Raw genomic sequence first — 14,931 nt, forward strand, 5'->3', positions numbered from 1 at the left:
AGGTTAAGCTGAAGAGGCGGAGCCGCAGCGAAAGCGAGTCTGAATAGGGCGTTTAGTACGTGGTCGTAGACCCGAAACCAGGTGATCTACCCATGTCCAGGGTGAAGTTCAGGTAACACTGAATGGAGGCCCGAACCCACGCACGTTGAAAAGTGCGGGGATGAGGTGTGGGTAGCGGAGAAATTCCAATCGAACCTGGAGATAGCTGGTTCTCCCCGAAATAGCTTTAGGGCTAGCCTTAAGTGTAAGAGTCTTGGAGGTAGAGCACTGATTGAACTAGGGGTCCTCATCGGATTACCGAATTCAGTCAAACTCCGAATGCCAATGACTTATCCTTAGGAGTCAGACTGCGAGTGATAAGATCCGTAGTCAAGAGGGAAACAGCCCAGATCGCCAGCTAAGGTCCCAAAGTGTGTATTAAGTGGAAAAGGATGTGGAGTTGCTTAGACAACTAGGATGTTGGCTTAGAAGCAGCCACCATTTAAAGAGTGCGTAATAGCTCACTAGTCGAGTGACTCTGCGCCGAAAATGTACCGGGGCTAAATACACCACCGAAGCTGCGAATTGATACCAATGGTATCAGTGGTAGGGGAGCGTTCTAAGTGCAGTGAAGTCAGACCGGAAGGACTGGTGGAGCGCTTAGAAGTGAGAATGCCGGTATGAGTAGCGAAAGACGGGTGAGAATCCCGTCCACCGAATGCCTAAGGTTTCCTGAGGAAGGCTCGTCCGCTCAGGGTTAGTCAGGACCTAAGCCGAGGCCGACAGGCGTAGGCGATGGACAACAGGTTGATATTCCTGTACCACCTCTTTATCGTTTGAGCAATGGAGGGACGCAGAAGGATAGAAGAAGCGTGCGATTGGTTGTGCACGTCCAAGCAGTTAGGCTGATAAGTAGGCAAATCCGCTTATCGTGAAGGCTGAGCTGTGATGGGGAAGCTCCTTATGGAGCGAAGTCTTTGATTCCCCGCTGCCAAGAAAAGCTTCTAGCGAGATAAAAGGTGCCTGTACCGCAAACCGACACAGGTAGGCGAGGAGAGAATCCTAAGGTGTGCGAGAGAACTCTGGTTAAGGAACTCGGCAAAATGACCCCGTAACTTCGGGAGAAGGGGTGCTTTCTTAACGGAAAGCCGCAGTGAATAGGCCCAAGCGACTGTTTAGCAAAAACACAGCTCTCTGCGAAGCCGTAAGGCGAAGTATAGGGGGTGACACCTGCCCGGTGCTGGAAGGTTAAGGAGAGGGGTTAGCGTAAGCGAAGCTCTGAACTGAAGCCCCAGTAAACGGCGGCCGTAACTATAACGGTCCTAAGGTAGCGAAATTCCTTGTCGGGTAAGTTCCGACCCGCACGAAAGGTGTAACGATTTGGGCACTGTCTCAACCAGAGACTCGGTGAAATTATAGTACCTGTGAAGATGCAGGTTACCCGCGACAGGACGGAAAGACCCCGTGGAGCTTTACTGTAGCCTGATATTGAATTTTGGTACAGTTTGTACAGGATAGGCGGGAGCCATTGAAACCGGAGCGCTAGCTTCGGTGGAGGCGCTGGTGGGATACCGCCCTGACTGTATTGAAATTCTAACCTACGGGTCTTATCGACCCGGGAGACAGTGTCAGGTGGGCAGTTTGACTGGGGCGGTCGCCTCCTAAAGTGTAACGGAGGCGCCCAAAGGTTCCCTCAGAATGGTTGGAAATCATTCGTAGAGTGCAAAGGCATAAGGGAGCTTGACTGCGAGACCTACAAGTCGAGCAGGGACGAAAGTCGGGCTTAGTGATCCGGTGGTTCCGCATGGAAGGGCCATCGCTCAACGGATAAAAGCTACCCCGGGGATAACAGGCTTATCTCCCCCAAGAGTCCACATCGACGGGGAGGTTTGGCACCTCGATGTCGGCTCATCGCATCCTGGGGCTGTAGTCGGTCCCAAGGGTTGGGCTGTTCGCCCATTAAAGCGGTACGCGAGCTGGGTTCAGAACGTCGTGAGACAGTTCGGTCCCTATCCGTCGTGGGCGTAGGAAATTTGAGAGGAGCTGTCCTTAGTACGAGAGGACCGGGATGGACGCACCGCTGGTGTACCAGTTGTTCTGCCAAGGGCATAGCTGGGTAGCTATGTGCGGAAGGGATAAGTGCTGAAAGCATCTAAGCATGAAGCCCCCCTCAAGATGAGATTTCCCATAGCGTAAGCTAGTAAGATCCCTGAAAGATGATCAGGTTGATAGGTTCGAGGTGGAAGCATGGTGACATGTGGAGCTGACGAATACTAATAGATCGAGGACTTAACCATATAATATGTAGCAATGTTATCTAGTTTTGAAGGAATATGCCTTCATAGTTTGGTGATGATGGCAGAGAGGTCACACCCGTTCCCATACCGAACACGGAAGTTAAGCTCTCTAGCGCCGATGGTAGTTGGGACCTTGTCCCTGTGAGAGTAGGACGTCGCCAAGCAAAAACCTAAGTCGTTTCGACTTAGGTTTTTTTGTATTTATTTTTATTTACCGCATGTTATAATCCATAAATTTAATAACGCTAAAGACGAAAAAAGAATGAAATAGAGACTGTTTAAAATAATAGCAATGATTTTTTGTGTTCCTGATTTTCCTAATGCGGCTAAAGTAATACTTAAAATAGGACACATTATTTCTATCATAAGTATATATTTTAAATAATGAGATGCTATAAATAAGTATTCAATAATTACAACAATTACTGCGATAGAAAAAATAAATAGGATAATAGCGTAGTTCTTTCTTTCACGTTTATCCTCCTTAGAAATTAAATCGTTATAATAAAAGTTCTATTGATGTGTAGAATACAAGAGTGTACATATTTTGATTTAAAACATACTGGAGTACTATATAAACGATTATAAGTAAATAGATCTCTAGAAATATATATTCTAATTCCCTTTTCTTCTTGCATATAGTTGCAATTCTTCTTTTGAATATAACTAAAACACGAACGTTATTGACTACTAATAAAAAAACATTCGATTATTTATTGACATCGTTTATGAAATATTGTTAATATAGCCATAGAAACAATAATATAAGACCTCATATAATCGCGGGGATATGGCCTGCAAGTCTCTACCTAACGACCGTTATTCGTTAGACTATGAGGGAAAGTCACTCGGTATTTTTCTATTCACAAGGGATACGTATGCCTGAGTAGAGCGCTTTCTCTCATAGTAAAAGAGAAACTGTTCTATTTCAGGCTTTTTTTATTTGAATCGGGGGGATTCTAATATGAAATCACTAGTTGGAGTCATAATGGGAAGTACATCAGACTGGGAAACAATGAAATATGCTTGTGACATTTTAGATGAATTAAATATACCGTATGAGAAAAAAGTTGTATCCGCTCATCGGACTCCGGATTATATGTTTGAATATGCAGAGACGGCTCGTGAACGTGGATTGAAAGTTATTATTGCTGGAGCTGGTGGAGCAGCACATTTACCAGGAATGGTTGCAGCGAAGACAAATCTTCCTGTAATTGGAGTTCCAGTTCAATCAAAAGCATTAAACGGCTTAGATTCATTATTATCCATCGTCCAAATGCCAGGAGGTGTTCCAGTTGCAACTGTTGCAATTGGTAAAGCCGGTTCAACGAATGCTGGATTACTTGCCGCACAAATACTTGGATCATTCCATGATGATATACATGATGCATTAGAATTGAGACGAGAAGCGATTGAAAAAGATGTGCGTGAAGGTAGTGAGCTAGTATGACGAGAATCATTTTACCTGGAAAAACAATCGGCATTATTGGAGGCGGCCAGCTAGGAAGAATGCTGGCATTGGCAGCCAAGGAGATGGGATATAAAATTGCTGTTTTAGATCCTACAAAGCATTCACCATGTGCACAAGTTGCTGATATTGAAATTGTTGCACCGTATGACGATTTAAAGGCAATTCAGCATTTAGCAGAGATAAGTGATGTTGTCACATATGAATTTGAGAATATTGATTATAGATGTTTACAATGGCTTGAAAAACATGCTTACTTGCCACAAGGTAGTCAGTTGTTAAATAAAACGCAAAATCGTTTTACAGAAAAGAATGCAATTGAGAAGGCTGGGTTACCAGTAGCAACGTATAGATTAGTTCAAAATCAAGATCAGCTTACAGAAGCAATTGCTGAGTTATCATTCCCTTCCGTCTTAAAAACGACGACAGGTGGATATGATGGGAAAGGGCAAGTTGTTTTAAGAAGTGAGGCTGATGTTGAGACAGCAAGAGATCTTGTGGATAAAGCAGAGTGTATTTTAGAGAAATGGGTGCCTTTTGAAAAAGAAGTATCCGTTATTGTGATTCGTAGTGTAAGTGGTGAAACGAAAGTATTTCCGGTAGCGGAAAACATTCATGTAAATAACATTTTGCATGAATCTATCGTTCCAGCTCGTATTACAGAAAAGCTTTCTCAAAAAGCAATTGCTTATGCAAAGGTACTTGCGGATGAATTAAAACTTGTGGGAACACTAGCTGTAGAGATGTTTGCTACAGCTAATGGTGAGATTTACATTAATGAATTAGCACCAAGACCTCACAATTCAGGACACTATACACAGGATGCATGTGAAACGAGCCAATTTGGTCAACATATTCGAGCAATCTGTAATTTACCTCTAGGAGAAACAAATTTGTTAAAACCAGTTGTCATGGTAAACATTTTAGGCGAACATATAGAAGGGGTCCTAAGACAAGTGAATAGATTAACCGGGTGCTATTTACACTTGTATGGAAAAGAAGAAGCAAAAGCACAGCGAAAAATGGGGCATGTTAATATTTTAAATGATAATATTGAAGTCGCTCTAGAAAAAGCGAAGAGTTTGCATATTTGGGACCATCAAGAACAACTGTTGGAGGGAAAAAGATGATTAGTCGTTATACACGCCCTGAAATGGGTGCGATTTGGACGGAAGAGAACAAATTTAAAGCGTGGTTAGAAGTTGAGATTTTAGCTTGTGAAGCATGGGCTGAGCTTGGCGATATTCCAAAAGAAGATGTTAAAAAAATTCGTGAACATGCATCATTTGATATTGATCGTATTTATGAAATTGAAAAAGAAACACGTCATGACGTAGTTGCATTCACTCGTGCTGTATCAGAAACGCCAGCACTAGGCGAAGAACGTAAATGGGTTCATTACGGTTTAACATCTACAGATGTAGTAGATACAGCATTATCTTACATCTTAAAACAAGCGAATGAAATTATATTAAAAGACTTAGAGAACTTTGTAAGCATTTTAGCTAACAAAGCGAAAGAGCATAAATACACAATCATGATGGGAAGAACACACGGTGTTCATGCAGAACCAACAACATTCGGTTTAAAACTTGGTCTTTGGTATGAAGAGATGAAACGTAACGTAGAGCGTTTCAAACAAGCTGCTGATACAGTTCGTGTTGGTAAACTATCTGGTGCGGTTGGTACATATGCAAATATCGATCCATTCGTAGAAAAATATGTTTGTGAAAATCTAGGATTAGAAGCAGCACCAATTTCAACACAAACATTGCAACGTGATCGTCACGCACACTACATGTCAACACTTGCATTAATCGCAACATCTATCGAAAAGATGGCAGTTGAGATTCGTGGCTTACAAAAGAGTGAAACACGTGAAGTTGAAGAAGCTTTCGCAAAAGGCCAAAAAGGTTCTTCTGCAATGCCACATAAGCGTAATCCAATTGGATCTGAAAATATGACTGGTTTAGCTCGTGTTATCCGCGGTTATATGATGACAGCTTATGAGAATGTTCCATTGTGGCATGAGCGTGACATTTCTCACTCTTCAGCAGAACGCGTAATTTTACCAGATGCTACAATCGCATTAAATTACATGTTAAATCGCTTTGGTAATATCGTTAAAAATTTAACTGTATACCCAGAGAATATGAAACGCAATATGACAAGAACATACGGCTTAATTTATTCTCAGCGCGTAATGCTTACACTAATCGACAAAGGTATGGTACGTGAAGAAGCTTATGATATCGTACAGCCTAAAGCGATGGAAGCTTGGGAAACACAAGTACAATTTAAAGAGCTTGTAGAAGCTGATGAGCGCATTACAAGCAAGTTAACACAAGAAGAAATTAATGAATGCTTCAACTATGAGCATCATATGCAACACGTTGATACAATCTTTGAACGCCTTGGATTAAACGAAGCGTAAAATTTCATATGGCACAGAATAGAGTCATTCTGTGCCATTCTTTATAAAAATATTATTCACATTTTTCAAACTACAGGGGGCTTGCGAAATGCAAAAGCTAGAATTGCTGTATGAAGGTAAGGCAAAAAGAATTTATCGTACAGAATCAGCAGATATGGTTTGGGTAGAGTACAAAGATAGTGCGACTGCTTTCAATGGGGAGAAAAAAGAGACGATTACAGGAAAAGGTCGTTTGAACAATGAAATTACAACTTTATTGTTCAGAAAGTTACAAGAAGTAGGAATTAAAACACATTTTGTTGAGAAGTTATCTGAAACAGAACAACTTGTTAAAAAAGTGAGTATTATTCCTTTAGAAGTTGTCACAAGAAATGTAATTGCAGGAAGTCTTTCAAAACGATTAGGAATGGAAGAGGGAACTGTACTTGCAGAACCAATCGTAGAATTTTACTTCAAAGATGATAATTTAGGAGATCCGCTTGTAACGGAAGATCATATTCGTGTATTAAACGTTGCATCGCCAGAGCAAGTAAGCGTATTACGAGATATGGCTCTACAAATCAATCAAGTGTTGATTGATCATTTCGCAAGCTGTCGTGTAAGATTAGTAGATTTCAAATTAGAGTTTGGTGTAACGGAAGAGGGAGAAATCATATTAGCGGATGAAATTTCACCAGATACTTGCCGTTTATGGGATGAAACGAGCAATGAGAAGTTTGATAAAGACGTATTCCGTCGCGATCTTGGAAATTTAACAGATGCTTATGAAGAGATTTTAAAACGTTTAGGGGGAATTTCACATGTATAAAGTTAAGGTATATGTAACATTAAGAGAAAGCGTATTAGATCCACAAGGAACAGCGGTAAAAGGAGCTCTTCATAGTCTTTCATTCACAGAAGTACAAGACGTTCGAATCGGAAAGTACATGGAACTAACAATTGATAAATCTGTATCTGACTTAGATAGCAAGGTAAAAGAAATGTGTGAAAAACTATTAGCGAACGTTGTAATGGAAGACTTCCGTTATGAAGTTGAGGAGGTTGTCGCACAGTGAAATTTGCCGTAATAGTATTTCCAGGTTCGAACTGTGATGTCGATATGTTCCATGCAATTAAAGATGAGCTTGGCGAAGAAGTAGATTACGTTTGGCACGATACAGAGAATTTAGATGAATATGATGCAATTTTACTACCAGGTGGATTCTCTTACGGTGACTACTTACGCTGCGGTGCTATTTCTCGCTTTGCTAATGCAATGAAAGCAGTACAAAAAGCTGCTGAGCAAGGAAAGCCAATTTTAGGTGTATGTAATGGATTCCAGATTCTTGTTGAATCAGGATTACTACCAGGAGCATTAATGAGAAACGAAAACTTAAAATTTATGTGTCGTACTGTTCAGTTGCGTGTTGAAAATAATGAAACGATGTTTACATCACAATATGAAAAAAATGAAGTAATCAATATTCCAATCGCTCATGGTGAGGGGAATTACTATTGTGACGAAGAGACTCTTAAACAATTAGAAGAGAATAATCAAATCGCATTCCGTTACGTAGAAAATCCTAACGGTAGCGTTTCAGATATTGCTGGTATTGTAAACGAAAAAGGAAATGTACTTGGTATGATGCCACATCCAGAGCGTGCTGTAGATGAATTACTTGGCGGTGCTGAAGGGTTAAAAGTCTTTCAATCTATCTTAAAACAGTGGAGGGAAACATATGTCGTTAATGCTTGAACCAAATCCAACACAAATTAAAGAAGAGCGTATATATGCGGAAATGGGGCTAACAGACGAAGAGTTTGCCATGGTTGAAAAGATTTTAGGTCGTCTGCCAAATTATACAGAAACAGGATTGTTCTCTGTAATGTGGTCTGAACATTGTAGTTATAAAAATTCAAAACCAGTTCTTCGTAAGTTTCCAACGACAGGTGAGCGCGTTCTGCAAGGACCTGGAGAAGGCGCTGGAATTGTAGATATCGGTGATAATCAAGCAGTTGTATTTAAAATGGAAAGTCATAACCATCCTTCAGCTATTGAACCATATCAAGGAGCAGCAACAGGTGTTGGTGGTATTATTCGTGACGTATTCTCTATGGGAGCACGTCCGGTAGCTCTATTAAACTCACTTCGTTTCGGTGAATTAGAGTCACCACGTGTGAAATATTTATTCGAAGAAGTAGTAGCAGGAATTGCAGGATACGGTAACTGCATCGGTATTCCGACTGTTGGCGGCGAAGTACAATTTGATCCATGTTACGAAGGAAATCCACTTGTAAATGCAATGTGCGTAGGTTTGATTAACCACGAAGACATTAAAAAAGGGCAAGCGCACGGTGCTGGTAATACAGTAATGTACGTAGGAGCATCAACTGGTCGTGACGGTATTCACGGTGCAACATTCGCGTCGGAAGAACTATCTGAAAGCTCAGAAGCGAAACGTCCAGCGGTTCAAGTAGGGGATCCATTTATGGAAAAACTTCTTATTGAAGCGTGTTTAGAATTAATTCAATCTGATGCACTTGTTGGAATTCAAGATATGGGTGCGGCTGGTTTAACATCATCATCTGCAGAAATGGCAAGTAAAGCAGGAATGGGTATTGAAATGTACTTAGATGATGTACCACAGCGTGAAACAGGAATGACACCATATGAAATGATGCTGTCTGAATCACAAGAGCGTATGTTAATTGTTGTGAAAAAAGGTAGAGAACAAGAAATAGTAGATTTATTTGAGAAGTATGGTCTCGCAGCGGTTACGATGGGGAAAGTAACGGAAGATAAAATGCTTCGTTTATTCCATAAAGGTGAAAAGGTAGCTGAAGTTCCAGCAGATGCTTTAGCAGAAGAAGCACCAATTTATCATAAACCATCAAAAGAAGCAGCATACTTTGCTGAATTCCAAGCAATGAAAATGGAAACGCCAAAAGTAGAAAATTATAAAGAAGCGTTATTCGCTCTATTACAGCAACCAACAATTGCAAGTAAAGAGTGGGTATACGATCAATACGATTACCAAGTTCGTACAAGCACAGTGGTTACACCAGGTTCAGATGCAGCAGTTGTACGTGTACGCGGTACAGAAAAAGGATTAGCAATGACGACAGATTGTAATTCTCGCTACATTTATCTAGATCCAGAAATGGGCGGTAAAATTGCAGTAGCAGAGGCAGCGCGTAATATCGTATGCTCTGGCGGTGAGCCACTTGCAATTACAGATTGCTTAAACTTCGGTAACCCAGAAAAACCAGAAATCTTTTGGCAAATTGAGAAATCAGTAGACGGTATGAGTGAAGCTTGTCGCACATTACAAACACCAGTTATCGGCGGAAACGTATCGATGTATAACGAACGTAGTGGCGAAGCTGTATATCCAACACCAACTGTTGGGATGGTCGGACTTGTACATGACTTAAAACATGTAACAACACAAGAGTTTAAGCAAGCTGGTGATTTAGTTTATATAATCGGTGAGACGAAAGCTGAGTTTGGCGGAAGTGAATTACAGAAAATGATTCACGGAAAAATTTTCGGTCAATCACCAAGTATCGATCTAGATGTAGAATTAAAACGCCAAAAACAAGTATTAGAAGCAATTCAAGCTGGTCTTGTTCAATCTGCACATGATGTTGCTGAGGGTGGTTTAGCAGTTGCAATTTCAGAAAGTGCAATTGGTGCTAACGGCTTAGGTGCTACTGTGAAATTAGATGGAGAAGCAACAGCAGCATTATTCGCTGAATCACAGTCTCGCTTCGTGATAACTGTAAAACGTGAAAATAAAGAGGCGTTTGAGAAAGCGGTAGAAGCAATCCAAGTTGGAGAAGTAACAAGTACAAATGAAGTAACAATTCATAATGAAGAAAATGAAGTATTACTTACAGCAAATGTAGATGAAATGAGAAAGGCTTGGAAAGGGGCAATCCCATGCTTGCTGAAATAAAGGGGTTAAACGAAGAATGTGGCGTTTTCGGAATTTGGGGGCATGAAAATGCAGCACAAGTTTCATACTACGGATTGCACAGTTTACAGCACCGTGGGCAAGAAGGCGCAGGCATTGTCGTAAATAATGGGGAAAAAATCGTCGGTCACAAGGGGTTAGGTTTAATATCAGAAGTGTTTTCAAGAGGTGAGTTAGAAGGATTAAATGGAAAATCAGCAATCGGACATGTACGATATGCAACAGCTGGTGGAAGTGAAGTTGCTAACGTTCAACCATTGTTGTTCCGTTTTTCCGATCATAGTATGGCGTTAGCTCATAACGGAAATTTAATTAACGCAAAAATGCTTCGTCGTGAATTAGAAGCAGAGGGAAGTATTTTTCAAACTAGTTCAGATACAGAAGTACTTTTACATCTTATTAAACGTAGTACGAAAGACTCTTTAATTGAAAGTGTAAAAGAGGCTCTGAATAAAGTGAAAGGTGCGTTTGCGTATCTTTTACTAACTGGAAATGAAATGATCGTTGCGTTAGATCCAAATGGATTCCGTCCGCTTTCAATTGGAAAGATGGGGGATGCTTACGTTGTAGCATCTGAAACATGTGCTTTTGATGTAGTAGGTGCAACATACATTCGCGATGTAGAACCTGGTGAATTACTTATCATTAATGATGAAGGAATTCACGTAGATCGCTTCACAAACGATGTAGAACATGCGATTTGTAGTATGGAATATATTTACTTTGCACGACCAGATTCTAATATTGCTGGTGTTAACGTTCATGCAGCGCGTAAAAATATGGGAAAACGTTTAGCAGCGGAAGCTCCTATTGAAGCGGATGTTGTTACTGGTGTACCAGACTCTAGTATTTCAGCTGCGATTGGCTATGCGGAGGCAACAGGCATTCCGTATGAATTAGGATTAATTAAAAATCGTTACGTTGGACGTACTTTTATTCAGCCTTCTCAAGAACTGCGTGAGCAAGGGGTTAAGATGAAGCTTTCCGCAGTAAGAGGTGTGGTTGAGGGGAAACGAGTTGTTATGATTGATGACTCTATCGTAAGAGGAACGACAAGTAAACGAATTGTTCGTATGCTTCGTGAGGCTGGAGCGACAGAAGTTCATGTAAGAATTGCTTCACCACCTCTGAAATATCCATGTTTCTATGGCATTGATATTCAAACGAGAAAAGAATTAATTGCAGCAAATAATACAGTAGAAGAAATCCGCGAAATGATCGGAGCAGATTCTTTAACATTTTTAAGCGAAGATGGATTAGTAGATGCAATTGGACGTCCATATGAAGGGAAATATGGCGGCCTATGCATGGCTTACTTTAATGGGGACTATCCAACAGCTCTTTATGATTATGAGCAAGAGCTTTTAGAAAGTATGAAATAAGAAAAGTGAAAAAAGCTTCTACTTCTTTTGCTGTAGAAGCTAGCTTTTTTCTTAAAACGGCCCGCCCTGGATGGGGAGAAATTAAAAGACGAGGTGTAAATAACGATGGCGAATGCATATAAGCAAGCAGGAGTAGATATTGAAGCTGGATATGAAGCGGTATCTCGCATGAAAAAACACGTACAAACAACTATGAGAAAAGAAGTACTAGGCGGTTTAGGCGGTTTTGGAGGTATGTTTGATCTATCAAAATTTGCATTAGAAGAACCTGTATTAGTATCTGGAACAGATGGCGTGGGAACAAAATTGATGCTCGCTTTTATGGCAGATAAACATGACACAATTGGTATTGATGCAGTAGCAATGTGTGTAAATGATATTGTTGTCCAAGGAGCAGAGCCGCTTTTCTTCCTTGATTATATTGCTTGTGGTAAAGCTGAACCTAGTAAAATTGAAAACATCGTCAAAGGTATATCAGAGGGCTGTCGCCAAGCTGGTTGTGCATTAATCGGTGGAGAAACAGCTGAAATGCCAGGAATGTATTCTACGGAAGAATATGATTTAGCTGGTTTTACAGTTGGGATTGTTGATAAAAAGAAAATTGTAACAGGTGAAAAGATTGAAGCTGGTCACGTGCTAATTGGCTTAGCATCTAGCGGTATTCATAGCAATGGTTACTCTTTAGTACGAAAAGTGTTACTAGAAGATGGAGAACTATCTTTAGAGCGTATTTATGGACGCTTAGAACTACCTCTTGGTGAAGAATTATTAAAACCAACGAAAATTTATGTCAAACCTATTTTAGAACTATTGAAGAAGCATGAAGTATACGGTATGGCGCATATTACAGGGGGCGGATTTATTGAAAATATCCCACGTATGTTGCCAGAAGGAATTGGTGCTGAGATTGAACTAGGATCTTGGAAAATTCAGCCGATCTTCCATTTACTTCAAGAAGTTGGGGAACTGGAAGAGAAAGAAATGTTCAATATTTTTAACATGGGTATTGGTATGGTAGTAGCAGTGAAGGAAGAAGATGCAAAAGATGTTGTCCGTCTTCTTGAAGAGCAAGGAGAAACGGCTCGTATTATTGGACGTACTGTACAAGGAGCTGGCGTTACTTTTAATGGGGGCAAAGCACTATGAGCAGATTAGCAGTTTTTGCTTCTGGAAGTGGATCTAACTTTCAATCTCTCGTTAATGCGGTAGAAGAAAAAAGATTGGATGCAGAAATTAGTTTATTAGTATGTGATAAACCAGAAGCACGTGCTGTTGGGCGAGCGCATTATCATCATATTCCGTGTTTCGCTTTTTCAGCGAAAGCATATGAGTCCAAAGAAGCGTTTGAAAAAGAGATATTAAAGAAGCTAGAAGAATATGAAATTGATTATATTATTTTAGCTGGATATATGCGTTTAATCGGGCCGACGTTACTAGAAGCATACGGAGGAAAGATTATTAATATTCATCCATCATTACTACCGAGCTTTCCGGGTAAAGATGCTGTCGGTCAAGCGTTAGAAGCAGGTGTGAAAGTAACTGGAGTAACAATTCATTATGTAGATGCAGGTATGGATACAGGGCCAATTATTGCGCAAGAAGCAGTGGTTGTTTCTGAAGGGGATACGAGAGAAAGCTTACAAAAGAAAATTCAGCAAGTTGAACATAAATTATACGTAAATACAGTGAATCAAATTGTTCAGTCTGTGAAAGAAGCAACTGTTAACTAACATACAACCAGGGGTGAAGGATAAATGAAAAAGCGTGCATTAGTAAGTGTTTCAGATAAAACAGGAGTAGTAGAATTTGTTAAAGGGTTACTAGAGCAAGGGATTGAAGTTATTTCAACAGGTGGTACGAAAAAGTTACTAGAAGAAAACGGCTTACAAGTAATTGGTATTTCTGAAGTAACTGGTTTCCCTGAAATTATGGATGGTCGTGTGAAAACTTTACATCCAAATATTCATGGTGGTCTATTAGCAGTTCGTGATAATGAAACACATGTAGCGCAAATGAATGAATTAGGTATTCAAGCAATTGATTTTGTTGTTGTTAACTTATACCCATTTAAAGAAACAATCGCTAAGCCTGATGTAACATTTGCTGATGCAATTGAAAATATTGATATCGGTGGCCCGACAATGATTCGCTCTGCTGCGAAAAATCATAAATTCGTATCTGTAATTGTAGATCCAGTAGATTATGATATTGTGTTAGCAGAACTGAAAGAGAACGGTGAAGTAGCAGAGGAAACGAAACGTAAACTAGCAGCGAAAGTATTCCGTCATACAGCAGCGTATGATGCGTTAATTTCTAACTACTTAACAGAGCAAATGGGTGAAGAAAGTCCAGAAACATTAACTGTGACATTTGAGAAAAAGCAAGACTTACGTTATGGCGAGAACCCACATCAAAAAGCAACTTTCTATAAAGCGCCATTCGCAGCAACTTCTTCTGTTGCATACGCAGAACAATTACACGGTAAAGAATTATCGTATAACAATATTAATGATGCAGACGCAGCGCTTAGCATCGTAAAAGAATTTACAGAACCAGCAGTAGTAGCAGTAAAACATATGAATCCATGTGGTGTTGGAGTAGGAACTAATATTCACGAAGCATATACTCGTGCTTATGAAGCAGATCCAGTATCAATCTTCGGCGGTATTATTGCAGCAAATCGTGAAATTGATAAAGCTACAGCAGAAAAGTTACATGAAATTTTCTTAGAAATTGTTATCGCACCTTCGTTCTCGCAAGAAGCTTTAGAAGTGTTGCAAAGTAAGAAGAACTTACGTTTATTAACTATAAATATTGAAAAAGCGACAAGTGCAAGCAAAAAACTAACTTCTGTACAAGGTGGACTTCTCGTTCAAGAGGAAGATACGTTATCATTAGATGAAAGTACAATTTCAATTCCAACGAAACGTGAACCTTCAGAGCAAGAATGGAAAGATTTAAAACTAGCTTGGAAAGTTGTAAAACATGTGAAATCAAATGCAATTGTTTTAGCGAAAGATGACATGACAATTGGTGTCGGTGCGGGACAGATGAACCGTGTAGGTTCTGCAAAAATCGCGATTACACAAGCTGGTGAAAAAGCACAAGGTAGCGCGCTTGCATCTGATGCTTTCTTCCCAATGCCAGATACATTAGAAGAAGCAGCAAAAGCGGGAATTACAGCAATCATTCAACCAGGCGGATCGATCCGTGATGAAGATTCTATTAAAGTGGCAGATACGTATGGGATTGCTATGGTGTTCACTGGCGTACGTCATTTCAAACACTAATAGAGGATGTTTAAAAAGTCCGGTCAAGATAACCTTCGCATGTCGTCGTTGCATCGCCAGTGCGGTACTCATGTAGGAAAGCTACACTCCGTGTCCTCCTGGCAAATGCGCCTAGACCTGCTCGG

11 protein-coding genes, 2 rRNA genes, 1 pseudogene and 1 riboswitch are annotated in these 14,931 nt (G+C 40.3%); of the genes and pseudogenes, 13 read left to right on the forward strand and 1 reads right to left on the reverse strand.

The annotated features are described in order from the left end of the window. Positions 1-2,276 (forward strand): 23S ribosomal RNA (locus tag AC1Q8M_RS23810); the annotation flags it as partial. Between the two features lie 48 nt (positions 2,277-2,324). Continuing rightward, a 5S ribosomal RNA gene (gene rrf / locus AC1Q8M_RS23815) occupies positions 2,325-2,440 on the forward strand. Between the two features lie 43 nt (positions 2,441-2,483). Here rrf and AC1Q8M_RS23820 read toward each other — a convergent pair. After that, positions 2,484-2,749, reverse strand: a pseudogene (locus tag AC1Q8M_RS23820) (hypothetical protein). 279 nt (positions 2,750-3,028) lie between these two features. Then, a riboswitch (purine riboswitch) is annotated at positions 3,029-3,130 on the forward strand. 110 nt (positions 3,131-3,240) lie between these two features. Here AC1Q8M_RS23820 and purE point away from each other — a divergent pair. The 11 genes from purE (at position 3,241) to purH (ending at position 14,806) form a co-directional block, all read left to right on the forward strand. Beyond that, positions 3,241-3,726 (forward strand): 5-(carboxyamino)imidazole ribonucleotide mutase, encoded by a 486-nt coding sequence (purE, locus tag AC1Q8M_RS23825; protein WP_000839367.1) that lies wholly within the window; start codon positions 3,241-3,243, stop codon positions 3,724-3,726. Continuing rightward, complete coding sequence (gene purK / locus AC1Q8M_RS23830; protein WP_098855493.1) at positions 3,723-4,874, forward strand: 5-(carboxyamino)imidazole ribonucleotide synthase; 1,152 nt, start codon at positions 3,723-3,725, stop codon at positions 4,872-4,874. Before purE ends, purK begins: the two co-directional genes overlap by 4 nt. Next, the gene (gene purB / locus AC1Q8M_RS23835) at positions 4,871-6,178 is read left to right on the forward strand and encodes an adenylosuccinate lyase (protein ID WP_000625682.1); all 1,308 of its coding nucleotides are present in this window, start codon (positions 4,871-4,873) and stop codon (positions 6,176-6,178) included. Before purK ends, purB begins: the two co-directional genes overlap by 4 nt. Positions 6,179-6,266: 88 nt before the next feature. Further along, entirely contained in the window at positions 6,267-6,986 is a 720-nt protein-coding gene (gene purC, locus AC1Q8M_RS23840) for a phosphoribosylaminoimidazolesuccinocarboxamide synthase (RefSeq protein WP_001170549.1), read from the forward strand. Further along, the gene (gene purS, locus AC1Q8M_RS23845; RefSeq protein ID WP_000278823.1) at positions 6,979-7,233 is read left to right on the forward strand and encodes a phosphoribosylformylglycinamidine synthase subunit PurS; all 255 of its coding nucleotides are present in this window, start codon (positions 6,979-6,981) and stop codon (positions 7,231-7,233) included. Before purC ends, purS begins: the two co-directional genes overlap by 8 nt. After that, positions 7,230-7,913, forward strand: a complete 684-nt coding sequence (gene purQ, locus AC1Q8M_RS23850; RefSeq protein ID WP_000666784.1) for a phosphoribosylformylglycinamidine synthase subunit PurQ — start codon at positions 7,230-7,232, stop codon at positions 7,911-7,913. Before purS ends, purQ begins: the two co-directional genes overlap by 4 nt. Then, positions 7,897-10,116 (forward strand): phosphoribosylformylglycinamidine synthase II, encoded by a 2,220-nt coding sequence (gene purL, locus AC1Q8M_RS23855; RefSeq protein ID WP_098365655.1) that lies wholly within the window; start codon positions 7,897-7,899, stop codon positions 10,114-10,116. Before purQ ends, purL begins: the two co-directional genes overlap by 17 nt. Then, complete coding sequence (gene purF / locus AC1Q8M_RS23860) at positions 10,101-11,516, forward strand: amidophosphoribosyltransferase (RefSeq protein ID WP_000879026.1); 1,416 nt, start codon at positions 10,101-10,103, stop codon at positions 11,514-11,516. Before purL ends, purF begins: the two co-directional genes overlap by 16 nt. 105 nt (positions 11,517-11,621) lie before the next feature. Continuing rightward, on the forward strand, positions 11,622-12,662 hold the full coding sequence (purM, locus tag AC1Q8M_RS23865) for a phosphoribosylformylglycinamidine cyclo-ligase (RefSeq protein WP_097996728.1): 1,041 nt from the start codon (positions 11,622-11,624) through the stop codon (positions 12,660-12,662). Next, positions 12,659-13,246, forward strand: a complete 588-nt coding sequence (purN, locus tag AC1Q8M_RS23870) for a phosphoribosylglycinamide formyltransferase (protein ID WP_000088577.1) — start codon at positions 12,659-12,661, stop codon at positions 13,244-13,246. The genes purM and purN overlap by 4 nt, the downstream gene beginning before the upstream one ends. 24 nt (positions 13,247-13,270) lie before the next feature. Beyond that, a complete protein-coding gene (purH, locus tag AC1Q8M_RS23875) occupies positions 13,271-14,806 on the forward strand; it encodes a bifunctional phosphoribosylaminoimidazolecarboxamide formyltransferase/IMP cyclohydrolase (protein ID WP_000745406.1) in 1,536 nt (511 codons plus the stop codon). Positions 14,807-14,931 lie beyond the last annotated feature (125 nt).

It is taken from the genome of Bacillus sp. GW823-FHT06A10 (genome assembly GCF_058795375.1).